The sequence below is a fragment of the Rothia sp. 32237D007AR genome (assembly GCF_053544675.1).
Window position 1 is genome coordinate 53,647 of sequence record NZ_JBPPUO010000007.1, and the last position, 25,953, is coordinate 79,599.

Here is a 25,953-nt window from a genome sequence, read left to right on the forward strand (position 1 = left end):
TGGTACTAGAAGTTGGGGGTGGCGTCCGTTCCTACGCCCCGGCGGCGAATCTCAGGCACTACCACCTGGCCATCTTGCGCATCAGCAGGGCCTGCGTGCTCGCTCTGTTCTTCTGCGGAGGGGTGGCTGCCGCAGGCTTCGGTGCTACAGCCACCGCAGCCAGCAGATGAGCCGCAGGGGGTGATTTCAGGGGTAGCTTCTTCGGCCAGGTCTACCCCGTGAGCTCGTAGATAGTCTTCGTGTTCAGCGACCAGGTCACGGTCTTCTGCACCGAGTACCACAAACCCGCTGTCTCGAATCATTTTCAGGTCATCAAGTGCTGACTGGCCGGTAGAAGTCAGATAGTCACCCAAGAAGAGGGAGTTGACCACGTGCAGGGCCAGGGGTTGGAGGGTGCGTAGGTGCATCTCGCGGCCACCTGCCATGCGCAGTTCCTTTTCGGGGGCTACTAGGCGCACGGTGGCTAGGATGCGCAGGCAGCGCATGGGGGTCAGTTCCCAGGTGCCTGCAAGCGGGGTGCCATCAAAGGGCATGAGGAAGTTGACGGGGATGGAGTCACCACCCAGATCACGCAGGGCGAAGATGGCATCGACTAGTTGCTCGTCGGTTTCTTTCATGCCCACAATCAGGCCGGAGCAGGCTGAGAGCCCGGCGTCCTGGGCTTTATCGACGGTGGCTAGGCGGTCGGCGTAGGTGTGGGTGGTGCAGATATCTGCGTAGTGGTCTTCGCTGGTGTTGAGGTTGTGGTTGTAGGCGTCTACACCGGCTTCTTTGAGGCGGTTGGCTTGGCCGTCTTTGAGGATGCCTAGGCAGGCGCAGACTTCTACCTGGGGGTGCTCTTCTTTGAGGTCTTCGACCATGGTGGCTACTCGTTCCACGTCGCGGTCGGTGGGGCCTTTACCTGAGGCGACCATGCAGACGCGGGAGGCGCCGCCGGCGATTCCGTAGCCGGCTTGTTTGACGGCTTCGTCTGTTTTGATCCAGGAGTATTTGAGCACTTCAGCTTCTGAGCCTAGGCGCTGGGAGCAGTAGGTGCAGTCTTCGGGGCAGAGGCCGGATTTGAGGTTGACCAGGTAGTTAACCTTGACAGTGTTTCCGAAGTAGTGGCGGCGGAGGCGGGATGCGGCGTCAACGAGGGCGAAGGTTTCGGCGTCACTGGCGGTGAGGGCGGCGAGGGCTTCTTCGCGGGTTGCGGGCTGGCCCTTGAGTGCGCGTTCGGCGATGGAAGAGAAATCAGTCATGGAACTAGTCAACACTGATTTTGAACGGTGTTCAAATTGTTACTTCATCACCCACCGCTCATACACCCCCTTAGGGAAGGAAGAGAAGGGCGATTATGCGCCGCACCCTCCTGCCCCGCAGGCGCAATTCCCGCCGCAGCCGCCACCAGCGTCCGCACCCTCCAGTGCACTGTGGGCGTAGGCGTCCGCGCCCTCAACTCCGGCATTACGCAAATAGGCCACATAGTCAGCCACCAGGTCACGGTCACCTGCATGAGCAACGGTCAAACCAGCACCCACTATCAACTTGAGATCCTCAAAGACCAAGGACGGCTGGGCAGGGTCCACCGTGAGCACCAGAGAATCCAGGGCTCTCACCGCCAGGGGCTGCAAGGAGCGCAGGGTAGTCTCACGCCCCTCCCCCAGGTGCAGGCTCTTTGCCGGTGCAGCTAGGCGGGTAGCAGCAAGCACGCACAGGGCCTCCATGGGGGTGAGAGAAGGCTGGCCCACATAGTCCAGGTCAATGCGCTGCACCGAGGTGTTAGCTGCTAGTTCTACTAGAGTCGCCGCCAAAGCATGAGCATCAAGCGGGGCACTGACTTCCACCGGGGCGGACGCCACCTGATCACCAGGTGCACCCAGCAGGTTGGTGACGGTAAGAGTTGTACCGAAATGTTCAATACGCAGTTCTGCGGCTAATTCGATGAGGGCGAAGGTGGCAGCAGGGCTGGCGATAAGTACCTTATGCAGGTCGCCCAGGGAGGCATTCTCACCGGCACGTAGGCGGGTAACGAGATCTGAGAAGTTGAGGGTCATGGCTTCAAATTTACTACTCTTTACTCGATAGACCTGCTGTCAGCTGTTGTACGGGCCGAAAGTAGGTCACAATGAGGGGGTGGCTTTATCCCGTGAGAAGATTCTTAACACTGCTTTTGATGTACTGTGCCAATTCGGTCTGGCTGACCTTTCCATGCGCCGCCTAGCTACCGAGCTTGGCGTAGCGCCCGGTGCGCTCTACTACCATGTGAAAAATAAGCAGGAACTGCTGGCTTCTTTAGCTTCACGCATGCTAGCTAGGGTAGAGCACCCCAGCGGCCCTGCAAGTAGTAACAGTCTCTTACTGGTAGCTCACAATACCTACCAGCAACTTATTCCTGTTAAGGAATGTTCCGAAGTCATACGCCTAGCTTTAGCCCTTCGCCCCTCACCCCTAGCCCCCGACCGACTCACTTTACTCGATACCTTAGAAGATGACTTTGCTGCCGCAACCGGCACCCCACAACCAGCTCTAGCGGCTGAGATTTTCATGCACACCTGCCTGAGTCTGATTGAGCAGGAGCAGACCCGAGCTCTTCTCACTGCCATCACCCCGTCTGCTGAACCACCGGCGTCCTATATCGCTGCGCTCACGGCCATCATTAAGGGCTTCACCGCCTAATATGCCTCAACGTTCACAAACCCCGCAGAAGGAAAATAAGACCGTGACCCTCCGTGTTGAGCCCACCTGGGCTACCTTGCCAGATCATCGTGCTGAAGTTGAGGCGGCCCGTCGTGCCTTTACCCAGAAGTACGGGGTAGAGCCGGATGGAGTCTGGTCAGCCCCCGGGCGTCTCAACCTCTTGGGGGAATACATCGATTTTCTGGGAGGCTCGTGCATGCCCATGCCCCTGCCCTACCGTACCTATGTGGCAGGTAAGGTACGCACAGATGGGGTTTTGCGGGCAGCATCCTTACAGATGCCGGGGGATGACCGCACGGTCGTAATCCGTGAAATTGCTCCGGGCACTTTTAAGGGCTGGTTTACCTATGTGGCGGGGGTTGCCTGGGCCATGAACCGGGAGGGTGGTAAAGATATTGCTCTCCCCCACCAGTTCGGGGCTGACCTCTTGATTACCTCCCAGGTGCCGGTGGGCGGGGGGCTATCGTCGTCAGCTGCTTTGGAGTGCTCCACAGCCCTGGCTCTGCTGGATCTTTCTTGCCCCCTGCACCAGGGGTGTGTTTGCGCTGAGGCTCTTCCCTCTGATCTCTCCCCCGCTAATGATGGCCTGCGGGCTCGCCTGGCCCAGGTTTGTATTCGGGCTGAGAATGAGGTGGCTGGGGCTCGTACTGGTGGCCTTGACCAGACGGCTTCCTTGCGTTCAGCACCGGGTAAGGCCCTGGTGGTGGACTTCCGTGATTTTTCGATTACTCCGCTGACTGTTGATGTGACCAGCGCTGGTTTGGGTTGGCTGGTGATTGATACTCATACTCCTCATGAGCTGGCGGGGGGTGAGTTTGCGGCTCGTCGTGCGGCTAATGAGGCGGTGACTGAGGCGATGGGGCTTGATTATCTGCGTAATGCCTTGCCTGAGGATTTGACCTGTTCTGGTTTGAGCGAGCGTGAGGCTAAGCGGTGCCGCCTGGATTTGGTGGATCAGACGGTTAATCGTGCTTTGACTGCCCTGGAGGAGAGTGGGCAACCCCGTACTTTCCCGCGCAGCTGGGTTCGCCATACTTTGCATGATATGACGCTGGTGGAGCGGGCTGCTTATCTTTTGGGCCGTCAGGACGCCGGTGAGCGGGTTGATTGGGATGAGCTGGGCAGGCTTTTTACGGAGAGTTTTGTGTCTATGCGCGATGAGTTGCGGGTCTCGCGCCCGGAGATTGATTGTGCGGTGGATGTTTGTTTGGCCGCTGGTGCTTTGGGTGCTCGTATTGTGGGTGGCGGTTTTGGTGGGGCTGTGATGGCCCTGCTTCCTGTTGATTTGCTGGAGTCGGCTGCGGAGCAGGTGGCGTTAGCGTATGCTCAGCGAGGCTATGCTGACCCTGAGTTTTTGCCTATGGTGGCGGGTTTCCCGGCGGATCGGGATTTTTAGCTGATATGGGGCAGGACTTTCTTTTTATGGCGTTAATGCGTAAACTTATCAATAAGGGAAGCTTGCGAACTATCCCGCAGCCCAAGCTCGCAGAAGCGAGAGATGAAAGGAAGCCCATCATGGCTACAGAAGACAAGTTTGAAAACGGCCTCGACAACCTGGCAGGTAAGGCCAAGGAGGCTGGCGGCAAGCTCACCGGCAACGACCGCCTAGAATCTGAAGGCAAGACCGATCAGGCCAAGGCTGAAGCCAAGGACAAGGTCGATGAGGTCAAGCAGGTACTCTCAGATGGTATTGATAAGGCTAAAGGCGCTATCAATGGCATTAAGGATTCCTTCAAGAAGGACTAATCCTTGCTAACTTTAGAAGGGGAGGTTGCCGTTTACGGCAGCCTCCCCTACTGCTATCTCCACCCCATCTATTAACTCTGGCAATCTGATGCTGACTGCCACTTCCCTACCACCCTATTTTCTAAGGAGTTTTCCAATGCCACGCACATCTTCTACCCACGCTGAGGCTGAGAAGTTTGTTACCGAAGGCGGTGTTGTCATTTATTGGCGGCCGGGCTGCCCTTTCTGCCAACGACTTGAAACTGGCTTAGGTGAGCTAGGCCAGCGGGCCCTATGGGTCAATATCTGGGAGGATGCGGACGCCGAGGCCTACGTCAAGAGCGTTAATGACGGTAATGCTGTGGTGCCCACCGTTCGCACTGCTGAGCGATCTTTTGTTGCTTCTGCAGCCAGCGCACCGCAGACTGTTGCCGAGCTGATCGAGGCCTCAGGCAAGTAGCGAGTAAGCGGTAAGAGTAGATTTTTGAAATTACAGGTTGTCTACACCCTGCGGATAGAAGTTATCCACAGGTGGGGATAAAACTGGGGAAATCGCTTACATCAGTGTAATTACAGCCCATTCTTAAGGCCTTTGGGCCATATACACAGGTTTTTAACAACTGTGGAATTACACTCTTGTAGTTATTAACAGCTGTGGATAAGCACTGTGGACAAAAAGTGTGGGCTCACCATGATGGTGGGCCCACACTCTCTTTATTGCCCTAGAACCTGCCAGGCTTACTCGGTAAACGATCAAGAATCGTTGCTACCAGCGCACCTGTCACCAGCCCACCCAGGTGAGCCTCCCACGAGATACCCGGCATGATAAAACCAAAAACAAAGTTGATAGCTACCAGAACGACGATGCCATTGGTACTCTGCCGGCGGGCACGAGCCAGAGAAAAATACGCCCCAAAAAGACCAAAGACGCCCCCAGAAGCCCCCAGGGTGCTCACACTCATACCACCGACAACAGAAGCCAGCAGGTGCACAGCCACAGACCCACCAACAATCGAGAATAGGTAGGTTGCAAGGAACTTCCATCTGCCCATCAGCGGCTCTAACATCTGACCAAAGAGGTAGAGAGTAAACATATTAAGCAGCAGGTGGGTGATATTAGATGGCGCGTGCAAGAAGCCCGCGCTCAGCATACGGTACCACTGCCCCGAATATTCCACGTAGAGAGGGTTATAGATACCCCACATAGTCACCTGGGGGAAGAGAAGCTGCAGAACCCACACCACGCTGTTAATAGCGATGAGAGCATAGGTAAGAGTGGGGCGGGCCTTGGCGTAAGAAGGACGCGGGGCTGAACGCTGTGCTGCTGCCATACAGTCCACGCACATCATGCCCACTTCTAGCGGTATTTGGCACTGCCCGCAGGCTAGCCGGTTGCAGCGTCCGCACCGCACATAGGTCACCTGGTTGGGGTGACGGGGGCACACCGGCACCTCATCACTGGAATAGCCGTATCGGCCTACCTGCTCACTCACGCGCTCGTCCTTTCACCTGCGGCCTTAGCCGCTCACATAAAAAATTTTTCTAGGGGTAGAAGAAAGGCCCACCCAAGATGGGCGGGCCTTTGGTACTAACCTCTGTGAGGTTTAGAGTTCTTCGATGTCGATGGAAGAGATGACGACGTCTTCAACGGGGCGGTCCATAGCACCGGTTGCTACACCTTCAATAGCGTCAACGACCTCCTTGGAGTCTTCATCTGCGACCTCACCGAAGATGGTGTGGCGGCCGTTGAGCCAGGGGGTCTCAACAGTGGTGATGAAGAACTGTGAGCCGTTGGTGCCGGGGCCTGCGTTGGCCATAGCCAGCAGGTAGGGCTTGTTGAAGCTCAGTTCGGGGTGAATTTCGTCCTTGAACTGGTAGCCGGGGCCGCCGATACCCTGACCGAGGGGGTCACCACCCTGGATCATGAAGTCGCGGATGATGCGGTGGAAGATGACGTCCTTGTAGAGGGGGCCTTCCTGCACCTCACCGGTGCGGGGGTGGCGCCATTCCTGGGTGCCATCGGAGAGGCCGATGAAGTTCTTGACGGTTGCCGGTGCGTGGTTACCGAAGAGGTTAACGACGATGTCACCGTGGTTGGTGTGAATTGTTGCTTTTGCAGTTGCAGTCATGCCCCTATTCTCGCACGGGTAGGTGGGCAGCCGCTAGGTATGCACTGGGCTTTTGCGGTCAGTGAAAGGGCATGGTCGGCACTAGGTGCCCTAGCCTACTTCTGCTTGCCTAAGTACGAAGTCCTGCATTCCTGGTACTGTAAAGGCCAGCTGACCCACACCGGGCGAATACACCAACCCTTTTTCAATCAAGGATTTACGCACTACGCTGGTTCCGTTAGTGGTCTTATCCAGAGCCTTTGCGATTTCTCCGGTGCGGGCGGCATTACCTTTCATCAGGTGGGCCATAGCAACCAGGTAGTCCTGTTCTGCATCGGTAGTCCGCTGCCAGCGGGTGAGATAGAAACCGCTATCTAACTCGCTTCGCCCTACTGCAAGGCCAGCAAGCACGTCATCATCAGTAATTGTCTGTTGAGCAGCAGAGTTCCAGATGGCCTGCCCATATTGCTGGATGAAGTAGGGGTAGCCTTGCGAAGCGGCAGTGGCTTTTTCGAGGGCGCTTTCTATGATGTTCCCGCCTGGCCTGCAGATGGGTTCTATGAAAGCCCGGCGGGTTGCATCAGGAGTGAGAGCACCTATTTCACGGTAGCTAAAGAGACGTTCAGCGTAGGTTTTTATTTCTCCTAGCCGCGTGGGAACTGAGGGCAGACCAGCCCCGATAATGTAGAAGGGGAGTTCCCGTTGCCCTGCTTCGTGTTGGGTTGTCAGGAGCATATCGAGTAGTTCACTATCAAAGTCTTGGATTTCATCAATGAAAAAACCGATAGCTTTAGGCTGGGGAAGTTCTTTGAGGGCTTCTGCTAGGTTCAAGATTGCTTCGGGGAAGTCTATATCGAGGACGCCGGTGGTGAAGGCAGGCTCGTCATTCTTAGGTTTGAGCACTAGGCGGGCTTGGGCAAAGCCCAGCGTGAGCGATAGTTCGGCGATAGAGGCGATTGCTCGCTGTATTGCGCTTCCAGTGTGCCCCTGGGTAGCTACTCTATAGTCTGCTGGGCAAGGTCTCGTGCGAGTTTGATTCGAAGTTGTTTCTGGGCAGAGGGAGTAAGGCTCCCTTCGAGCCTGAGAGTGAGCCAGCCGGAGCGTTCTACGTGGTTTTCTAATCTGCGAAGCAGAACGGTCTTACCGACTCCGCGCAGGCCGTAGAGCATAAGACTCTATCGGTCAGTCGCATTTTGCTACGGGCTACGAGCCTATCGAAGTCGATGATTTCTTGGTCTCGCCCTGTGAGTTCAGGCGGGGTAAGCCCTGCACCGGGGGTAAAGGGGTTAAGATCTTGATTCACTGTCTACTACTTTAGCGGGCAGAGAAACATACGAGTTTTTGCCCTAGTACAGAGAACTTTAGAGTTTTAGAAAGTAAGCTGATACTAAATGTAAGTCGCTCGCATTCGGCCGTGAGCTGGTCTGTGAAGATCGGCAACCTGCCGGGGCGGGCCCAGACATGGAGGAAATAACCATGGCACTGTGCAAGAAGAGCAAGGCTAAGAAAGCTCAGAAGCAGGCAGAGAAGTTCTTCTCAAAGGCAGCTAAGACCACTGGCAAGAAGGCTGACAAGCTGACCAGCCTGGCTCAGAAGAAGGCTTCTCGTGCTGAGAAGCTGACCGGTAAGAAGTTCTCCCAGTTGCAGAAGGCTGCTGAGAAGTACGGTAAGAACGTCTCCAAGGCCACCCAGTCTGCTGCTAAGGATGGCGCTAAGAAGTTTGAGAACGTCCAGTCCACCCTGGCCGATAAGATTCAGCACACCATCGACGACGTCACCCCCGCCGTTGAAAACGCTGTAGCAACCGCCCGTGTGAAGGCTGCTGACGTTGCAAACACCGTTGCAGATAAGCTCTCTGATGCTGAGGTTCCCACCCAGGTTGAGCACCTTGCCGCTAAGGTCACTGGCGACAAGAAGGCCCTGAAGAAGGCTCAGAAGGCTGCCGTTAAGGCCGCTAAGAGCTACGCCAAGGAGCAGAAGAAGGCTTCTAAGAGCAACAAGGGTCTGCTGGTCTTTGGCCTGGTTGTTGCTGGTGTTGCTGCTGGCGCAGCTGCTTTCAAGGCTTCTCGCCCCGTTGAGGACCCCTGGAAGACTCCTGCCGCCTAGTCCTCACTAGTTACTCACGCGCGTCCGCCCCTCGTTGATTGCGAGCGCGGACGCCCGGCCCCGGCTCCCCTAGCGGGAGGCCGGGGCCTTTTGCTATGTACTGGCAGTGACTAGCTAGCAGGGGTCTTAGTCTGAACAATTACCTGCTGAATGGCCTGTTCTACTGATTCTTGGTCTGGTGCGGTGAGGAGTTGCTGGCGGAAAGAATCACGCATCAAGGCACGAGCTAAGGTCGATAAGATGCGTAGGTGTTCGTTGCCAGAGCTCTCAGGTACCGCGATGAGGAAGACCAGACGTACCGGAGACTGATCGGGGGCTTTCCAGTCAATTCCTTCGGGTAAACGGGCGAAGGCCAACGTGGGTGTTACGACTGCCGCGGTGCGGGCGTGGGGAATTGCTACTCCGTGGCCTACCGCGGTTGAGGTTTTCTCTTCACGCGCTAAGGCAGCTTCAATGACAGCTTGGGGATTTGAGAATCGTGCTGAGGCGGCATCGACTAGGCCTCGAATAACGGTATCCGGTGAACCGGTAGGTGCCTGGTCATCGAGCAGGATAAGGTCACTCTCGATGAGCTCAGCGGCGCTCTGGTGCTCATGATGAGCCTTTGGTGTGAGGGTAGTTTCAGAGCGCATAGAGCCTGCGGTGTTCTGAGTACTATCTTCTTCCGTCTTGGAGATGGCAGGAGAAGAGCTGCGGTTACTGATGTGGATAAGGGCCAGCATCAGTACCACGGTGGTAGCCACACCTGCTAGAAGTGCTAGGAAGAAGAAAAGAGTATTGTCTACAGCGCCAAGAACTGCCACGATGGGTCCACCGTGCATGACGTTATCTTTTACCTGCCAGAGACCAGCTAATGCCCCAGCGGTAGCTCCACCGAGTACGTTAGCGGGGATTACCTGAAGGGGGCGCGCAGCGGCCAGGGGAATAGCGCCTTCGGTGATACCGAAGAAGCCCATCAGTAGCGCTGCAATACCAGATTCTTGTTCGGCCTTACTAAAGACCTGTCGGCGGATAAGAGTGGCAATACCTACTGCAATAGGCGGGACGGCGATAGCAGTTGCTGCCATACCCATGGGTGCAGCATTACCGGCGGTAATCATGCCGCCGGCAAAAAGAAAGGCGGTCTTGTTAAAGGGCCCACCCATGTCAAAGGCAATCATAGCTCCCAACACAGCACCAAGCACCAGTACAGAAGCGCCATCCAAATGTGCTAGCCACTGGGTGAGTGCTTCAAAGAGAAGAGAGATGGGGTGCCCGAGCAGGTAGACGAAGAGGAAGCCTACGACTGCGGTGGTGACGATGGGAATAATGAGGATCGGCCAGATGGTGGCCAGGTAGCGGTTCACCGGTATTTTTTTGATGGCAAGAGCAAGGTAACCGGAGAGAAAACCGGTGAGAATACCTCCGATGAACCCTGCTCCGGCTTCGGAACCGTAGAGGGACCCAGTCACAGCGATGAGACCGGTGATGAAGCCTGGGGCTAGACCAGGCCGACCAGCAATAGCCGAGGCGATAAAGGCTGAGAGAACAGGCACCATGAGACTAAAGGCCAGTACACCCATTTGCAAGAGGGTGTTCCAGAAAGAATCTTCTGGGACTACTAGGCCTTCAGTGCTGGGGGTTCCTCCCAGTGATAGGGCCACAGCAATCATCAGACCGCCAGTTACCACGAAGGGAATCATGTGCGATACGCCGTTCATGAGTGCCTGGTAGAGTTGCTGGCCGATAGATTGTTTGGTGGGTTTTTGAGTGTTTTCTTGGTCAGTTTGTGCTCTGCCCTCTTGGTAGATAGGGGCGGTTTGAGCCTGAGTGAGTAGAGCTTGGGGGTTCTTAATAGCCTGGGCTACGGGGGTGGCCAGTAGTTTTTTCCCGGCAAAACGGCTTTTATCAACGTCGATGTCAGCACAGATAAGAATAGCGTCCGCTTCTTTAATATCATCAGCGGTAAAGGCTCCTTCGACGCCGATGGAGCCGTGAGTCTCAACTTTGAGATTGATTCCTTTTTCTTCTGCCGCAGCAGCTAGGTTTTCAGCGGCCATATAGGTGTGGGCGATACCCGTGGGGCAGGCTGTGATAGCAAGGATGCGTGGAGGAGATGATGTTGGTGATGTCATAGTCCTTAGCTTACCGGCCGAGAACGGCGGGGGCAGGGACTTTGATGTTCTTGTAACGTGAGGACGTATGCCGACGGTCTTGTGAGGCTTTGCAGATAATCGTAGCGGGAAGGAAATACAAAAGAAGTCCTGGTCTTTCGACCAGGGCTTCTTACCAAATATAATTCGGCGATGACCTACTCTCCCACACCGTCGCCAGTGCAGTACCATCGGCGCTAAGAGCCTTAACTTCCGGGTTCGGGATGGGACCGGGTGTTTCCCTCTTGCTATAATCACCGAAGAGTGGAGGCGAGGGGACTCGAACCCCTAACCCCCTGCTTGCAAAGCAGGTGCGCTACCAATTGCGCCACGCCCCCGTGGTGTTATGCTTCTACCTTACTACAGGTTTTTTGCACGCGCAAACTAATTCTACCAAATAAACGGTTAGCTCCACCACAGGTTTAAGATAAAAACCTGAAGAACAGGCCATAACTGCCCTATTTAGCCTGCAGTCCCTAGGAAGTTGAAGCCGGTGTAGGCGTAGATGAAGTCCTTGGCGATCCAGAGAATACCGCTCACAACAGCCAGAGTCAGCACCGCAAACAGTACATAGGCGGCAGCACGCGCTGCCGGGGCAGGCTCGGTGTAGACGGTACCCTCAGGGGTTTCTACAGCTATGCCACTCATCAGGCGCACACCCAGGGCATAGAGAATCGGCAGGCCAGCACCAAAACCCAGACCGGCCAGGAAGACGGGGTAAATCTTGTGGAAGATATCAACAATCAGCATTTAGGAACCAGCCTTCACGATGGGAATCGACTCGGTGTGTACCTCACGGGTAGTGACAGCCTCACCCGAGTGCATATCAATATGGCTGACGGCGCTCTTGCGGGAGTGAGCCCACATCCAAACACAGAAGCCCACCAGAAGGAGGAAAACAGCAGCTTCACCTATCCAGGCGCTACCGGTCAAAGAGTTGATGCCGTTACCCACGAACCAGGTCAGCGCACCGACGGAGCCAGCAGCCGGCAGGGTAATAACCCAGGCGATGACCATACGGCGGGCGGTTGACCAGCTTACCTTGGCGCGACGGCCAATGCCGGATCCAATAATAGAACCGGTGGCCACGTGGGTAGTAGACAGGGCCATACCGAAATGGGAGGAGGTCAGAATAATAGCTGCCGAGGAGCCGTCCGCAGCAAAGCCCTGGGGGCCTTCAATATCAACAATGCCCTTACCCAAGGTTTTAATGATGCGCCAGCCACCCAGGTAGGTTCCCAGGGCGATAGCCAGCGCACAGACCAGGCGCACCCAGAAAGGAATATCTGCTTCGGGGTTGATTTCCTGGGCTGCAACCAGGGCTAGGAAGATAACACCCATGGTTTTCTGCGCATCATTGGTGCCGTGAGCTAGAGACATGAGAGAAGCGGCGGAAATCTGGCCGAAGCGGAAGTTCTTTTTCTTCTGTTGCTCAGGCACGGTCTTGGTGAGAGCATAAATCAGAGCAGCACCCACACCAGCAACTACACCGGCAATGAGCGGGGCCAGCAGGGCCGGAATAATAATCTTCATCAGCACGCCATTCCACAGCACACCGTTAGCACCCAGTGAAGCCAGGGTCGCGCCGATGAGGCCACCAAAGAGGGCATGAGAGGAGCTGGAGGGCAATCCTAACAGCCAGGTGAAGACGTTCCAGAGGATTGCACCCACCAGCCCGGTAAAGACAATCAGCATGAGACTGGGTCCGCCCCCGGCTGTCTCCAGGTCGATGAGGCCAGAGCCGACGGTTTTAGCTACCTCAATGGAGAGGAAGGCGCCCGCTAGGTTAAGGACGGCCGCGAGCGCCACAGCCGCTTTAGGTTTGAGGGCTCCTGTGGCGATGGATGAGGCCATGGCGTTGGCGGTGTCATGAAAGCCGTTGGTGAAGTCGAAGGCTAGTGCGGTGAGCACTACGATCACCAGAATGATGAGTTCTGTAGTCACAGTTCTATTCTTGTAGGCAAGGCAGGTTTTGGGAAACATCAGGCGTCTGAGGGATTAGGCAAGGGTGAAATGTTGATTAAGTTTCTTAAAACCCACAAGATACATATTTTGGGCAGAGATACCTGCAACGATAGAGGTGAAGATATGTTCGTTTCACCTGGTTAGGGGATATTTTTTGCGATACTGCTCCTTAAAGAAATGTGGTTTTACATGGTTTTACCTGAGCAGGCAGCCCCTTCTACAGCGGCAAACCCACATGCAGAGCGATGTTGTTTACCATTTGTTCATTTTATACTCCCGTGGGGTTGCTCATAAACTGCCATAAAAGCTCAAGGCTTACTTGAAACCTATTCTTGAGACACATACCTCGACAGCATCAACCAAAGTAACGAGCGTGCACCATATCGCTGAGCGTGCGCAGGGTAAACGCACGCTCAGTGATATGGTGCACGCTCGCAGGGGTGGGACACACTTTTCTGCCTATAACCCATAATCCCACTAAAGGGCACAAGTAGCGCGAGCCCCCCCCAAAAAAAGAACCGCACATACAAAAAGGAACCCCAGTCTTTCGACTGGGGTTCCTTACCAAATATAATTCGGCGATGACCTACTCTCCCACACCGTCGCCAGTGCAGTACCATCGGCGCTAAGAGCCTTAACTTCCGGGTTCGGGATGGGACCGGGTGTTTCCCTCTTGCTATAATCACCGAAGAGTGGAGGCGAGGGGACTCGAACCCCTAACCCCCTGCTTGCAAAGCAGGTGCGCTACCAATTGCGCCACGCCCCCATCGGGTGCTACCTATGAGATTTTATCTGTAGCTTCTTCCCAAGTTTTTTTATTCTCCTGAGAATCCTTAGCTTTCTTCACCGCCATCACTGTTGCCAGTGCAGCAAGTGCGATTGTCATAAATTTCTTCATGTCAACCTTTCAACCAAGGTGAGTGGGCGTACCAGGAATTGAACCTGGGACCTCTACATTATCAGTGTAGCGCTCTAACCGTCTGAGCTATACGCCCTTGATGTTCATCAGAACGAGATATAACTTTACACAGGTTTTGACACCTTGCCAAATTAAAAATGGGTGTTCTGAGACACATCATCTAAATTGGTAGTTAAAAGCCTCGTGGCGCCCTAAAAATACAGGGCACCACGAGGCTACATCAGGGCTCTAACTCAGATTTATTCGTCGGTGAGGGTCACGCCCACACCACCAACCAATCTGGCTGCCAGGTTATACAACATGGCAGCTAGAGTGCCTAGCAGAGTGTAAAGAATTACATTCACGACGGAAATAATGGTGCTATAAAGAGCCACCTGCCCCAAGGAGAGGTACTGGGATATATCCACAGCATCACCAGTGGTACCTAGCAAGGTCAGCAGATCATTGAGGCTCTGGAAGGTGCCAGTGGCCTGCATAACCAGCCAGAGAATCACCGCTGCAACAACGGTAGCGATACCAATAGCAACCGAGAGCAGGAAGACAAGCTTAGCTACAGAGAAGGTATCGACCTTAGCAATGACCAGGCGCGCACGGCGAATCTTGGAGCGAGGGGCCGGGCGCACCAGAGGCTTACGCTGGGCATTTGCGGACGCTCCACCCTGGGGGCGTGCCTTACCTTGGGCAGCGCGCGGGGTGCCGGCTCGCGGCGCTGGCCGCGGTGCGGTTCCGGTGCTTCTAGTGCTCACTCTTACCTCCAAGTGCGTCTGCGGTGTCGGCTACTGCCGGGGTGGTCTTGTTTTCTAAAGGTACTTCATCTGCCGGCTTTTCGGGGCTTTCAGCGCCGTTTTCCTCGGTGTCGTCTACCTCATCGATGTTGCGTTCGTAGTTGCGGGCAACCTCAAGGATCTCATCGTTCTTGCCAGGCTTAGCAAAAATAACGCCCATGGTGTCGCGGCCCTTAGCCGGCACCTCTGCAACTGAGGTGCGCACGACCTTACCGGATTGCATCACGACCATGACCTCGTCCTCTTCACTGACAATCAGACCGCCCACGAGCTCGCCGCGGTCCTCTGCCAGCTTGGCAACCTTGATGCCCAGGCCGCCACGACCCTGAACACGGTACTGATCAACCTGGGTGCGCTTAGCATAACCACCTGCGGTCACCACAAAGACGAAGGAATCATCGGTGACCACGTTGGCTGAGAGCAACTCATCCCCGTCACGGAACTTCATACCGGTCACACCAGAGGTTGCACGGCCCATAGGTCGCAGGGCCTCGTCAGAAGCAGTGAAACGCAAGGACTGGCCCTGGCGGGAGATCAGCAGCAAATCATCGTCAGCGCTGGCTAGCTGGGCTGAGACCAGCTCATCGCCCTCACGCAGATTAATGGCAATGACGCCAGCGGCACGGTTGGTGTCGTAATCCGACAGGGCAGTTTTCTTCACCAAACCGTTCTTAGTAGCCAAAATCAGGTAGGGGGCATCCTCATAGGACTTAAGCTCCATGACCTTAGCGATGGTCTCCTCAGGCTGGAAGGCCAGCAGGTTAGCCACATGCTGGCCCTTGGCGTCGCGGCCTGCTTCCATGAGCTCGTAGGCCTTAGTGCGGTAGACCCGACCCAGGTTGGTGAAGAAGAGAATCCAGGAGTGGGTGGAGGTAACAAAGAAGTGCTGAACGACGTCGTCCCCGCGCAAGGAGGCACCCTTAATGCCCTTGCCGCCGCGGTGCTGGGAGCGGTACTGGTCGCTGCGGGTGCGCTTGACATAGCCACCGCGGGTAATGGTGACGACCATTTCTTCCTCAGGGATGAGATCTTCCATAGACATATCACCGTCATAGCCCATAAGGATCTTGGAGCGGCGGTCATCACCAAAGCGGGCTACAATTTCGGCCAGTTCTTCAGAGATGATGGCGCGCTGACGATCCTCAGAGGCGATAATCGCGTTGTACTCATCGATCATGCGCATGAGTTCGTCGTGGCGGTCCTGAATCTTCTGACGTTCCAGGGCGGCTAAGCGGCGCAGCTGCATGTTCAAAATCGCCTGAGCCTGGGCCTCATCAATGTCGAGGAAGTCCATCAGGGCTGCGCGGGCGTCATCGGCGGTGGGAGAGCGGCGAATCAGGGCGATGACCTCATCGAGGGCATCGAGGGCCTTGAGCAGGCCGCGCAGAATATGCGCTTCTTCTTGGGCCTGACGCAGGCGGTAGCGGGTGCGGCGCACAATCACTTCGAGCTGGTGGTTGACCCAGTGGCGGATGAAGGCATCCAGGGAGAGGGTGCGGGGCACGCCGTCCACAATCGCCAGCATGTTAGCTGAGAAGTTTTCCTGGAGCTGGGTGTGCTTGTAGAGGTTATTCAGCACCACCTTGGGCACAGCATCACGTTTGAGAACGATGACCAGGCGCTGGCCAGTGCGGCCAGACGTTTCATCGCGCAAATCAGCGATGCCGCTGATTTTGCCGTCCTTGACCAATTCAGCGATTTTGATGGCCAGGTTGTCGGGGTTGGCCTGGTAGGGCAGCTCGGTGACGACCAGGCAGGTGCGCCCCTGAATTTCTTCAACGTTGACCACTGCGCGCATGGTGATTGAACCACGGCCAGTACGGTAGGCCTGCTCAATTCCCTTATGGCCCAGGATGGTGGCGCCGGTGGGAAAGTCAGGGCCCTTAATGCGGGCAATCAGGGCCTCAAGCAGCTCTTCGTTGCTAGCTTGGGGGTTCTGCAGGAACCATTGCACGCCGTCCGCTACCTCACGCAGGTTATGCGGCGGGATGTTGGTTGCCATACCAACGGCGATACCGGATGAGCCGTTAACCAGCAGATTGGGGATACGCGAGGGCAGGACGACCGGCTCCTGGTTCTTGCCGTCGTAGTTGGGCTGGAAGTCTACGGCTTCCTCGGTGATATCTCGTACCATCTCCAGGGCCAGGGGAGCCATCTTGGTTTCGGTATAACGGGGGGCTGCGGCACCGTCATTACCGGGGGAGCCGAAGTTACCCTGACCGAGGGCTAGGGGGTAGCGCATGACCCAGTCCTGGATGAGGCGCACCAGGGTGTCATAGATAGCCCCGTCACCGTGAGGGTGGTATTGACCCATCACTTCGCCAACGACGCGGGCGCACTTGTTGAAGGAGCGTTCGGGGCGGTAGCCGCCGTCGTACATGGCGTAGATGACGCGGCGGTGGACGGGCTTGAGGCCATCGCGCACATCAGGTAGGGCGCGACCGATGATGACGGCCATGGCGTAGTCCAGGTATGAGCGTTCCATTTCAGAACGCAGGTCTACAACTTCGACCTTGCCGCCGGCAGGTGCCGGGGTTGCGTCAGTTGCAACGGTTTCGCCGTCGATGGGCTGGGGTGAGCTGGTGGTGTTCTCGTCGCTCATAAGTTCCTCGTATTTCGTCCTTGATGTTTATATTCCATAGTGGCTATATAGCGTTTGTTTCACACTTATAAGCCTTAGATATCAAGGAAGCGGATATCCTTTGCGTTCTGCTGGATGAATTCTCGGCGGGCTTCGACATCCTCACCCATCAGCACGGAGAAGATCTGGTCGGCCGCGGCTGCGTCCTCCATCTTGACCTGCAATAGAGTGCGGCGGTCGGGGTCCATGGTGGTGTCCCACAGTTCGGTGTAGTCCATTTCGCCCAGACCCTTATAGCGCTGAATGCCGTTGTCCTTGGGGATGCGCTGGTTCTTGGCATAACCTGCCGCTAAGGCAGCGTCACGTTCGGCATCTGAGAAGACGTAGTCATGGGGGGCATTGGACCACTTGATGCGGTAGAGCGGGGGCTGGGCCAGGTAGACGTAGCCAGCTTCAATGAGCGGACGCATGTAGCGGAAGAGCAAGGTCAGCAGCAAGGTGGTGATGTGCTGGCCATCTACGTCCGCATCAGCCATGAGCACGACCTTGTGGTAGCGGGCTTTCTCAATGTTGAATTCTTCACCGATGCCGGTACCAAAGGCGGTAATCAGTGACTGAATTTCTGCGTTAGAGAGGGCACGATCTATGCGAGCGCGCTCCACGTTCAGCACCTTGCCTCGCAGGGGCAAAATGGCTTGGGTTTCGGGGTTGCGGCCGCGCACTGCTGAGCCGCCTGCTGAGTCACCCTCTACCAGGTAAATCTCTGAGATGGAGGGGTCTTTTGATGAGCAGTCTTTGAGTTTGCCGGGCATGGAGCCGGTTTCTAGCAGGCCTTTACGGCGGGTGGTTTCGCGGGCTTTGCGGGCTGCCAGGCGGGCCTGGGATGCGGTGATGGCACGGCGGACGATTTCTTTACCGGTGCTGGGGTTGCGCCCCAGCCAGTCGCCCAGCTGGTCCATGGTTTCACGCTGGACAAAAGCCTTGGCTTCGGAGTTACCCAGTTTGGTCTTGGTCTGACCCTCGAACTGGGGTTCAGAGATTTTTACGGAGATGACGGCGGTAAGGCCCTCACGGACGTCTTCACCGGTGAGGTTATCGTCCTTTTCGCGCAGCATCTTGTTATCGCGGGCAAATCGGTTAATGAGGGTGGTCAGGGCGGTGCGGAAGCCTTCTTCGTGGGTACCGCCCTCGTGGGTGTTGATGGTGTTGGCGTAGGTGTGCACCGATTCTTTATAGGCGGTGGTCCATTGCATGGCCACTTCCAGGCTCATCATGCGGTCGGTGTCTTCGGTGTCGAAGGCGATGATGTCATCGTGAACTACGGTGAGTTTCTTGGAGGTGTTGAGGAAGTTGACGTAGTCGAAGAGGCCGTCTTTGTACATGTAGGTGACGGTCTTGTGGCCCTGGGCGTTGGCCCCTACCTGGTTGAGGGGTAGCTTTTCGGGCTTTTCTTCGCCGGTGACTTCATCGCCTTCGTGGAGCTCGCGTTCATCGGTGAGCTGGATGGTTAGACCCTTATTGAGGAAGGCCATCTGCTGGAAGCGGGCGCGCAGGGTCTCGAAGTCGAATTCAACGGTTTCGAAGATTTCGGGGTCGGGGTAGAAGGTCTGGGTGGTGCCGGTTTCTTCGGTTGCTTCACCGCGGGTAAGGGGCTGGGTGGTGTGACCACCGTTGGCGTAGCTGATGTGCCACTTGTAGCCTTGGCGGCGTACTTCGGTTTCGACCTTGGTGGACAGTGCGTTGACCACGGAGATACCTACACCGTGCAGACCGCCGGAGACCGCATAGCCGCCGCCGCCGAATTTACCGCCGGCGTGCAGAATGGTCATGACGACTTCGACGGTAGGTTTCTTTTCGGTGGGGTGTTCGTCGACGGGGATGCCTCGACCGTTATCGGCAACTCGTACTGCGCCGTCTTGCTGGATGACGACCTCAATCAGGTCGGCGTGCCCTGCTAGGGCTTCATCGACGGAGTTATCGACAACTTCATAGACCAGGTGGTGTAGGCCGCGTTCGCCGGTTGAACCGATGTACATACCGGGGCGCTTGCGCACAGCTTCAAGGCCTTCGAGGACCATGATGTCGGCGGCGCCGTATTCGTGGGAGGTTTCTTCAGTTGCCACAGGTAATTAGGCTCCTTGCATGGTCGGTCTCGCACCGGCGGCCCTTCAGCGCGGACGCCCGGCGGTTAGGTTGCGGGGTGTGGCTACTGTGCGGGCGGGCAGGCGCGCGTATATATGCTCTCAATTCTACCGCACAGGGCTATTTTTGAGCCTGTTTTGTGACCTTTTAGCAGGGCACTTAGGGCCACAAGAGCCTGAGTGAGCCATGAGAGCGAATGGAACCCCTACACTGTGGGTTCTCACAGGGTGAGGGGGTCAGGGGCGCAGAAGCGATTTTTATCATTTTCTGCTCTTCGTTTTTTACCCGTAGGTATCGCGCGGCCCACGACCGCCGGGGGCAACCCGTCGCCCTTTTTTCCAGGAGGGGGCAGCAGGGCCAAAGGCGCGGACGTCCTTCACCACATCATCACCTAGCTCTCCGTTGAAGCGGCGCATGATGTCGTATTTCATTTGGCGAATTTGCACGGCCCAGGCGGTTGATTCACAGCGTACGGTCATCACCCCATCTTCAAAGCTCTCAGGGGTGGCTTTTGAGGCAATTTGGGGGCCGACCAGTTTATCCCAGCGGGCCATAACGGATGAGACAGCTAGGGGAGTGCTCCAGCCTCGTTCCATGATGACGCGATCTAGTAGCCCACTGAGATTTTGGGGGTCGCGGGCGCTAGGGCCTGACCCGGTGTAGCCGCCAAGCTGCCCGGTGGATTCGGCGGGTTTGAAGCGGCGTTTTTTTGTGCCGGGTTCGGTGTTCATGACGCGGCCAAAGTCTTTGATAATTTTTCGCCCTGCGGCCCCTTTGACTCGGTGTTCGCCGCGGGCCTCTTTTGCAGCTCGTATGCGGCTAAGTAGGGCGTGGGGGGCGTCAACCGATTCTGCCTCGTATTCTGAATGAGTCATATCATTAGGCATCAGAAGCTATTCCTTATCTGGAATATCACCTAGTGGTAGGCTATCTACCCAGGCTTTGCCAGGTTCAACCCGCACCAGGGTGATATCGCCCAGTTCCTCAGGAATATCGCTTGCAACCGCGCAGGTCACCAACACTTGTTCAGCACCCGCTACGATGGCCCCCAGTTTATGACGGCGGGCCGTATCAAGCTCTGCAAAGACATCATCAAGAATCAGAATGGGAGAGGCACCAGGAGCATCATGATCAGCCAGGTGCACATACCAGGACGCCAATTTCAAAGCCAAAGCATAGGACCAGCTTTCCCCATGAGAGGCAAAACCCTTAACTGGAATTCCTCCCAGCTCTAAGACCACATCATCACGGTGAGGGCCCACTAGGGTCACACCGCGCTCTATTTCTTCTTGCTGTTTCTCAGCAAAAGCACGCATCAATGCTGCCCGCATATCATCCACACCCATCAGCGCAGCAGAGGGTAAAACGGCAGCTGAGATCGCAGGGAAGACGGTGGAGTCATAGACCAGGCTTGCCATCTTAGAGCCCTCTGTTAGCTCCCCATAAGCTCTCTGAAGTTGCGGCAGCAGCAGGGCCAGAGTGCGCAAACGGGCCTGCAAGAGGTGGGCACCGACGTCCGCTAGCTGCTTGTTCCACACCTCTAGAGTGTAGCTATCGTCCGCTTTTGCCCGCCTGTGCGAGCGCAAAGATTTGAGCAGGGAATTGCGCTGGCGCACAATACGCTCATAATCAGCCCGGTAAGCAGCCACAGACGGACGTAAGGAGACCGCCAAATCATCGAGAAAACGGCGACGCCCGGCGGGATCCCCCTTGACCAGTTGCAGATCTTCGGGGGAAAAAAGCACGGTGCGAGTAACACCCAGGGCTTCACGGGCACGCACGGGCGCTGCCCGATTGATGCGCACCCGGTTACTTTTACCCGGTGCCAGTTCAAACTCAAGGATAGTTTGCTGGTTACCCCGTACCGTGCGGGTACGGATATAGGCGCGGTCAGCACCCACACGTACCAGCGGGGCGTCCTGACTGACTCGGTGCGAGGCTAATTGCGCGGTGTAGTCAATGGCCTCGACGATATTGGTTTTGCCCACCCCATTTGACCCGAGAAAGACGGTGACGCCGGGGCTCAGGGGCAGGGTCAGCAACTGGTAGGTGCGGTAGTCCATCAACGAAAGGTGGTCGATGTACAGCGCGCTCTCCTTGAGATAAAGGGGGTGTTCTAGGGTTTTACTGGTTTTGTAGGCGGATAGGCATGAGCAGGTAGCGGTAGTTCTTCTCATTGTCTGCCTGCCAGTCCTCTTGCTCTGAGAGTACAACGGGCTTGCGGGGGTCGGTGAAGGAGAACCGTACGAACTTGTTAGCGGCAAAGGTGTGCAGACCTTCAGAGAGGTAGCTGGGGTTGAAGGCTACGGTGATATCTCCTCCATGCAGGTGAGCCTGTAGGACCTCAGTTGCCTGGGCATCTTCGCCGGTGCCAGCGTCCAGGGTGACCTGGCCTTGGCTGAAGGACAGGCGCACGGGGGTGTTGCGCTCAGCCACGAGGGAAACACGGCGCACAGCCTCCATGAGGTCTGAGGTGCGGACGATAGCGTGTACCGGGGTTACATCGGGGAAGAGGGAGCGAATCTTGGGGTATTCACCGTCAACCAGAAGGCTGGTGGTGCGGCGTGAGTCAGATTCAAAGCCGATGAGTTCGTGGGCATCGGAGAGGGCGATAGCTAGTTCCCCAGCACCACCTAGGGTCTTTGCGACCTCAGAGAGGGTTTTGGCCTTGACCAGAGCTGCGGTGGAGATGGAGGGGTCTGCGGGGTTCCAGGTCAGTTCGCGCATGGCCAGACGGTAGCGGTCAGTTGCCAGTAAGGTGATCTGGTTTCCTTCAATTTCCATTCGCACGCCGGTCAGAATCGGAAGGGTGTCATCCTTAGATGCTGCTACCGATACCTGGGTTACGGCTTTAGCGAATTCGGAGCCTTCGACGGTGCCTGATACTGCTGGTAGGGCAGGCAGCTCGGGGTAATCGGCTACTGGCATGGAGGAAAGGTTGAAGTTAGAGGAACCGCAGGAGAGGTGAACTTTACCTTCACGGAGTTCAAAGAGTACATCTGCTTTAGGAAGAGAGCGGCAGATATCGGCTAGTAGTCGGCCAGAGACGAGAGCTTCGCCTTCTTCAGCGATGTCAGCTGCGATGTTGAGCTTGGCTGAGGTTTCGTAGTCGAAGCTTGCGATGGAGACTTCACCGGCTGCTGCTTTGATGAGCAGGCCAGAGAGTACGGGTACTGGCGGACGGGGGGAGAGGGAGCGAGCAGTCCAGCTGACAGCCTCGGCTAGGGTATCGCGTTCGACAGTAAATTTCACCGGAGTACCTTCCAAAGGTTAAACGTAAGAAGCCCTGACAGTGGGCGAAGTTCAAGTGTTCAGTCTACCGGACTGCCTGAGTGCTAACGCTGTTTTTCTGTAATTACAAGCAGTGACCCTGCACCGACCTTACCGCACTGAAATCTGTAATTACAAGAGCCTGAACCTCACGGCAGCACGAGCACAAGGTTTTTTGTTATTTGACGTTTTTTCTTTAAGAATCGTAGTGTTAATAACCCTTGTGAAAACTGTGGAAAACTCTCTTTCAGCCCGGAATCTAGCCTCAGAGCTTGTGGGGTATCTGTGTAGAAAATCTAGCTTCACTGTGAATGAATAGTGGATGGATATTTATGCAATCTAAGAACTACACAGGCTATGCATATTCATGCACTTAACATCCACAGCAAAACCCCTTAAGCCCCAGACTTATCCACAACCCTCTGACAAGGGCCTTTAAGACTTGGACGAATCGCGAGAACCCTGCTTAATACGGTTAGTTAGCTCTGTGACCTGGTTAAAGATAGGCCGCCGCTCTGCCATGAGATTACGAATCTTACGGTCTGCATACATGACAGTGGTATGGTCACGATCGCCCAACTCCTGGCCAATACGCGGCAAAGACATATCAGTCAGCTCTCGCAAGAGATACATAGCAATCTGACGAGCATTCACCAAGGTACGGCTACGAGACTTCGAACGAAGATCTTCAATCGTCACATCGAAATACTCAGCTGTTGCCTGCAAAACCTGCGAAGCGGTAATTTCCTGGGCACCATCGTCCAACAAAAGATCTTTGAGCACCTGCTCCGCTAACTGCATATCTGCCGGCTGGCCCTGCAAAGAAGCAAAAGCCGTCACACGAATCAGCGCACCTTCTAACTCACGAATGTTCGTGGAGATATGCGAGGCAATATATTCCATTACATCATCAGGCACATCAAGGCCCTCATTCTGAGCCTTCTTACTAAGAATCGCGATACGGGTCTCAAGCTCCGGGGGCTGCACATCTGTAATCAGACCCCACTCAAAGCGCGAGCGCATACGCTCAGCGAAACCGGTCAGCTGCTTAGGGGGCAAATCAGAGGTAATCACTACCTGCTTCTGGTGATTATGTAAGGCGTTGAAGGTATGGAAGAACTCTTCTTGGGTGCTGTCTTTCCCAGCCAGGAACTGAATATCGTCAATCAGCAGCATATCGACGTTGCGGTAAATCTGCTTAAAAGTAATGCCGTTATTATCGCGGATGGAATTAATAAAGTCGTTGGTAAACTCCTCAGAGTTCACATAGCGCACCCGCAAACCGGGGTAGAGGCTCTTAGCATAGTGGCCAATGGCGTGCAGCAGGTGGGTCTTGCCCAGGCCTGATCCGCCATAGATAAAGAGGGGATTATAGGCTGAGGCTGGAGTCTCCGAGACGGCGAAGGCCGCAGCGTGGGCAAAACGGTTGGACTGGCCGATCACAAAGCTATCGAAGGTGTACTTGGGGTTCAGGCGTGCGGTGGAATCCCAGGTTTTTACCTCACCAGGCTCGGCAGATGCTTCTACCATCTGCCCAGCTTCTGCCGGCTCTTGGACCGGGGCTGGTTCCTGGGAAGTCTGAATGCTCTCAGCACTTGCAGCCGGAGTCTCGGTGGGGGAGTGGGCCGGACGCTGGGGTGCTACTTCCTCGAACCCTGCCCCAGGAGCAGGTTCCCGCTCAACAGGGGCAGAGAAAGGTGCAGTAGGACGCTCGGTGGCAGGTAGGGCTACCTTCTCGGGGGAGTTCTCTAGGCTGGTATCAATAATGAAAGCCTCAGTCACGCCCTGACCGAAAGTGGCGGTAATCGCTTCTTGTAGAGTCTCTTTCAGCTCGTGCTGAAAAATGTCGCGGGTGAACTCACTAGGTACCGCAATCAGGAGCACATTTCCCATGAAGGCGTGAGGCTGAGCTAAACCAATATGTGCACGGTGACGCTGAGCCACCGAAGTATCTGCACGCAACAGAGCTACCAAGTGCATCCACTTCTTTTGAAGCTCCGGGTCCATGTAATCGCCCACTGGCTCTCCTATAATCTCAGGTCACGCAAAAAAACTTACCCACAGCTTAGCCACAGGCTCCACCAATTTATCACCATGTTATCCACAGGGTGGAAAACTTGTGATTTAACGAGTGGGTTACCTGTTTACAGTATGTGATTAAACCGTGCACCGCTAGCTCAAAGTCGCAGATTTTGTAACTTACAACTTTTCTCGGCCACCTTGTGGATAACTCTCGCTAGGGTGGGTGCAGTTGCAGACTATCCACAGGTGTGGGCAAACTCTCCTGCCCTCCTGTGATTAAAGACCTACCCCTAGCGGGCTTGACCTTATATCGCAACCTCTTCTAGAGTTGTTTAGTCAAAGTGTGCTAGGACTATGCCTATATCTAAGGCCTGATATCCGCCCCCTCAGTGTCGGAGCTAGCACACAGCAAGAAGCGTCAACCTGTTCGAAGAACTGTTGAAAGGTTGGCCCCCGTACCAACCATTTTTGGAGTAACCAAATGAGCAAGCGGACTTTCCAGCCGAATAACCGCCGTCGCGCCAAGAAGCACGGCTTCCGTCTTCGTATGCGCACCCGTGCAGGCCGCGCTATCCTCGCGCACCGTCGTTCAAAGGGCCGCGCAAGCCTCTCAGCATAAGGCTTCCCATCTCCTCGCCTCGGCCTAGCCCCTTGTGCAGGCCAGCGTGAACACGCAGCCCGCCGAGAGACGACCGAAGAAAACAAAGGAGAACACGTGCTGGCACAACAGCACCGGATGCGAGCCTCGGCTCAATTCTCAGCAACTACACGTTCCGGCGCCCGCTCAGGGCGTCGGAACTTAGTTCTATATACAGCCAAAACAGGCCAAGAACCAACCATCATCGGTTTCATCGTCTCAAAAGCCGTCGGCAACGCGGTCACCCGCAACAAAACCAAACGACGCCTACGCGAAATCATCGCCCCCTTCATTGCCACCCATCCCACCGGCTACCAGATAGTTGTGCGCGCCCTGCCCCCCGCAGCGTCCGCACCCTACAGCGACCTAGAAACAGACCTAAAAAGCGCCCTGACCACCACCCTCAAAAAACTCGGTGCCACCGCCCCCGAGGAGCTCTAACCCATGAGCAGCTCCCACACCCCACCTACCCGGGGCCAAGAGGACGAAGACGTCCTACTCACCCAAGCCCCCCACGAATTTGTGGTCCCCACCAGCATCGTCCAAGCAGCCATCACCCTGCCCCAGAACGTCCTCATCGCTTTTATCAAGATCTACCGTGCAATCGTCTCGCCACTCTACGGCAACGTCTGCCGGTACTACCCGAGCTGCTCCGCCTACGGGCTTGAAGCGCTCACCACCCACGGCGCAATACGCGGCCTCTCACTGACCGTCCGCCGCATACTGCGCTGCCACCCCTGGGCCACCGGCGGCCTGGACCCCGTACCTAAGGGCCCACGCACCTTTGCACCGGGCAAAGAACCCAAAATAATTCTTCTAAACCACCCGCACCAGCACCTGAACCACTAACAGGTCCTGGCTGCAATCCACCACAACCGGCTC

At 55.9% G+C, this 25,953-nt stretch carries 24 protein-coding genes, 3 tRNA genes and 2 rRNA genes; 8 read left to right on the top strand and 21 right to left on the bottom strand.

From position 1 onward, the window contains the following. Positions 1-5: 5 nt before the first annotated feature. Entirely contained in the window at positions 6-1,241 is a 1,236-nt protein-coding gene (gene bioB, locus ACED87_RS06030; protein ID WP_449081555.1) for a biotin synthase BioB, read from the bottom strand. A 93-nt stretch (positions 1,242-1,334) separates the two neighbouring features. After that, the gene (locus tag ACED87_RS06035; RefSeq protein WP_449081556.1) at positions 1,335-2,036 is read right to left on the bottom strand and encodes a hypothetical protein; all 702 of its coding nucleotides are present in this window, start codon (positions 2,034-2,036) and stop codon (positions 1,335-1,337) included. Between the two features lie 79 nt (positions 2,037-2,115). Between ACED87_RS06035 and ACED87_RS06040 the strand changes: the two genes are divergently transcribed. The 4 genes from ACED87_RS06040 (at position 2,116) to ACED87_RS06055 (ending at position 4,864) form a co-directional block, all read left to right on the top strand. Beyond that, positions 2,116-2,658 carry a TetR family transcriptional regulator gene (locus ACED87_RS06040; protein ID WP_449081558.1) on the top strand — a complete coding sequence of 181 codons (543 nt, stop codon included), beginning with the start codon at positions 2,116-2,118 and terminating at the stop codon, positions 2,656-2,658. Position 2,659: 1 nt separating this feature from the next. Further along, positions 2,660-4,075 carry a galactokinase gene (locus tag ACED87_RS06045; RefSeq protein ID WP_449089724.1) on the top strand — a complete coding sequence of 472 codons (1,416 nt, stop codon included), beginning with the start codon at positions 2,660-2,662 and terminating at the stop codon, positions 4,073-4,075. A gap of 119 nt (positions 4,076-4,194) precedes the next feature. Then, a complete protein-coding gene (locus ACED87_RS06050; RefSeq protein WP_449081562.1) occupies positions 4,195-4,425 on the top strand; it encodes a CsbD family protein in 231 nt (76 codons plus the stop codon). Between the two features lie 136 nt (positions 4,426-4,561). Continuing rightward, the gene (locus ACED87_RS06055) at positions 4,562-4,864 is read left to right on the top strand and encodes a glutaredoxin domain-containing protein (RefSeq protein ID WP_449081564.1); all 303 of its coding nucleotides are present in this window, start codon (positions 4,562-4,564) and stop codon (positions 4,862-4,864) included. Positions 4,865-5,126: 262 nt separating this feature from the next. Here ACED87_RS06055 and ACED87_RS06060 read toward each other — a convergent pair whose 3' ends face one another. The 3 genes from ACED87_RS06060 to ACED87_RS06070 all read right to left on the bottom strand — a co-directional run bounded on the left by ACED87_RS06060 (position 5,127) and on the right by ACED87_RS06070 (position 7,415). Further along, complete coding sequence (locus tag ACED87_RS06060) at positions 5,127-5,897, bottom strand: rhomboid family intramembrane serine protease (protein ID WP_449081566.1); 771 nt, start codon at positions 5,895-5,897, stop codon at positions 5,127-5,129. Positions 5,898-6,008: 111 nt separating this feature from the next. Then, a complete protein-coding gene (locus ACED87_RS06065) occupies positions 6,009-6,533 on the bottom strand; it encodes a peptidylprolyl isomerase (RefSeq protein ID WP_449081568.1) in 525 nt (174 codons plus the stop codon). Between the two features lie 90 nt (positions 6,534-6,623). Beyond that, positions 6,624-7,415 carry an ATP-binding protein gene (locus tag ACED87_RS06070; protein WP_449081570.1) on the bottom strand — a complete coding sequence of 264 codons (792 nt, stop codon included), beginning with the start codon at positions 7,413-7,415 and terminating at the stop codon, positions 6,624-6,626. A gap of 573 nt (positions 7,416-7,988) precedes the next feature. Between ACED87_RS06070 and ACED87_RS06075 the strand changes: the two genes are divergently transcribed. After that, positions 7,989-8,618, top strand: a complete 630-nt coding sequence (locus ACED87_RS06075) for a hypothetical protein (protein ID WP_449081572.1) — start codon at positions 7,989-7,991, stop codon at positions 8,616-8,618. Positions 8,619-8,728: 110 nt separating this feature from the next. Here the strand turns inward: ACED87_RS06075 and ACED87_RS06080 are convergent, their stop codons facing one another. The 16 genes from ACED87_RS06080 to dnaA all read right to left on the bottom strand — a co-directional run bounded on the left by ACED87_RS06080 (position 8,729) and on the right by dnaA (position 24,419). Further along, positions 8,729-10,732, bottom strand: a complete 2,004-nt coding sequence (locus ACED87_RS06080; RefSeq protein ID WP_449081574.1) for a fructose-specific PTS transporter subunit EIIC — start codon at positions 10,730-10,732, stop codon at positions 8,729-8,731. 163 nt (positions 10,733-10,895) lie between these two features. Beyond that, positions 10,896-11,012 (bottom strand): 5S ribosomal RNA (gene rrf, locus ACED87_RS06085). A 3-nt stretch (positions 11,013-11,015) separates the two neighbouring features. After that, positions 11,016-11,088 (bottom strand) — tRNA-Ala (locus ACED87_RS06090). A 124-nt stretch (positions 11,089-11,212) separates the two neighbouring features. Beyond that, complete coding sequence (locus tag ACED87_RS06095; protein ID WP_449081575.1) at positions 11,213-11,500, bottom strand: hypothetical protein; 288 nt, start codon at positions 11,498-11,500, stop codon at positions 11,213-11,215. After that, positions 11,501-12,694 (bottom strand): anion permease, encoded by a 1,194-nt coding sequence (locus ACED87_RS06100; protein WP_449081577.1) that lies wholly within the window; start codon positions 12,692-12,694, stop codon positions 11,501-11,503. It lies immediately after the preceding gene. A 594-nt stretch (positions 12,695-13,288) separates the two neighbouring features. After that, positions 13,289-13,405: ribosomal RNA gene (gene rrf, locus ACED87_RS06105) — 5S ribosomal RNA — on the bottom strand. Positions 13,406-13,408: 3 nt separating this feature from the next. After that, a tRNA-Ala gene (locus ACED87_RS06110) sits at positions 13,409-13,481 on the bottom strand. Between the two features lie 12 nt (positions 13,482-13,493). Continuing rightward, the gene (locus tag ACED87_RS06115; RefSeq protein WP_449081578.1) at positions 13,494-13,613 is read right to left on the bottom strand and encodes a DLW-39 family protein; all 120 of its coding nucleotides are present in this window, start codon (positions 13,611-13,613) and stop codon (positions 13,494-13,496) included. Between the two features lie 23 nt (positions 13,614-13,636). Then, positions 13,637-13,710 (bottom strand) — tRNA-Ile (locus tag ACED87_RS06120). 163 nt (positions 13,711-13,873) lie between these two features. After that, entirely contained in the window at positions 13,874-14,380 is a 507-nt protein-coding gene (locus ACED87_RS06125; RefSeq protein ID WP_449081580.1) for a DUF3566 domain-containing protein, read from the bottom strand. Next, on the bottom strand, positions 14,370-17,021 hold the full coding sequence (gyrA, locus tag ACED87_RS06130; protein WP_449081582.1) for a DNA gyrase subunit A: 2,652 nt from the start codon (positions 17,019-17,021) through the stop codon (positions 14,370-14,372). Before gyrA ends, ACED87_RS06125 begins: the two co-directional genes overlap by 11 nt. A gap of 74 nt (positions 17,022-17,095) precedes the next feature. Beyond that, on the bottom strand, positions 17,096-19,078 hold the full coding sequence (gyrB, locus tag ACED87_RS06135) for a DNA topoisomerase (ATP-hydrolyzing) subunit B (RefSeq protein WP_449081647.1): 1,983 nt from the start codon (positions 19,076-19,078) through the stop codon (positions 17,096-17,098). A gap of 345 nt (positions 19,079-19,423) precedes the next feature. Continuing rightward, complete coding sequence (locus tag ACED87_RS06140; RefSeq protein ID WP_449089725.1) at positions 19,424-20,017, bottom strand: DUF721 domain-containing protein; 594 nt, start codon at positions 20,015-20,017, stop codon at positions 19,424-19,426. Between the two features lie 18 nt (positions 20,018-20,035). Further along, positions 20,036-21,229 (bottom strand): DNA replication/repair protein RecF, encoded by a 1,194-nt coding sequence (recF, locus tag ACED87_RS06145; protein ID WP_449081649.1) that lies wholly within the window; start codon positions 21,227-21,229, stop codon positions 20,036-20,038. Positions 21,230-21,266: 37 nt separating this feature from the next. Next, positions 21,267-22,394: a DNA polymerase III subunit beta gene (dnaN, locus tag ACED87_RS06150; RefSeq protein WP_449089726.1), complete on the bottom strand. Its 1,128-nt coding sequence runs from the start codon at positions 22,392-22,394 to the stop codon at positions 21,267-21,269. Positions 22,395-22,847: 453 nt separating this feature from the next. Beyond that, entirely contained in the window at positions 22,848-24,419 is a 1,572-nt protein-coding gene (gene dnaA / locus ACED87_RS06155) for a chromosomal replication initiator protein DnaA (RefSeq protein ID WP_449089735.1), read from the bottom strand. A gap of 496 nt (positions 24,420-24,915) precedes the next feature. Here dnaA and rpmH point away from each other — a divergent pair, with 496 nt between their 5' ends. The 3 genes from rpmH (at position 24,916) to yidD (ending at position 25,920) form a co-directional block, all read left to right on the top strand. Further along, positions 24,916-25,053: a 50S ribosomal protein L34 gene (gene rpmH / locus ACED87_RS06160; RefSeq protein ID WP_449081587.1), complete on the top strand. Its 138-nt coding sequence runs from the start codon at positions 24,916-24,918 to the stop codon at positions 25,051-25,053. A gap of 96 nt (positions 25,054-25,149) precedes the next feature. Next, entirely contained in the window at positions 25,150-25,512 is a 363-nt protein-coding gene (gene rnpA / locus ACED87_RS06165; RefSeq protein WP_449081589.1) for a ribonuclease P protein component, read from the top strand. Positions 25,513-25,515: 3 nt separating this feature from the next. Continuing rightward, entirely contained in the window at positions 25,516-25,920 is a 405-nt protein-coding gene (yidD, locus tag ACED87_RS06170) for a membrane protein insertion efficiency factor YidD (protein ID WP_449081590.1), read from the top strand. Positions 25,921-25,953: the final 33 nt, after the last annotated feature.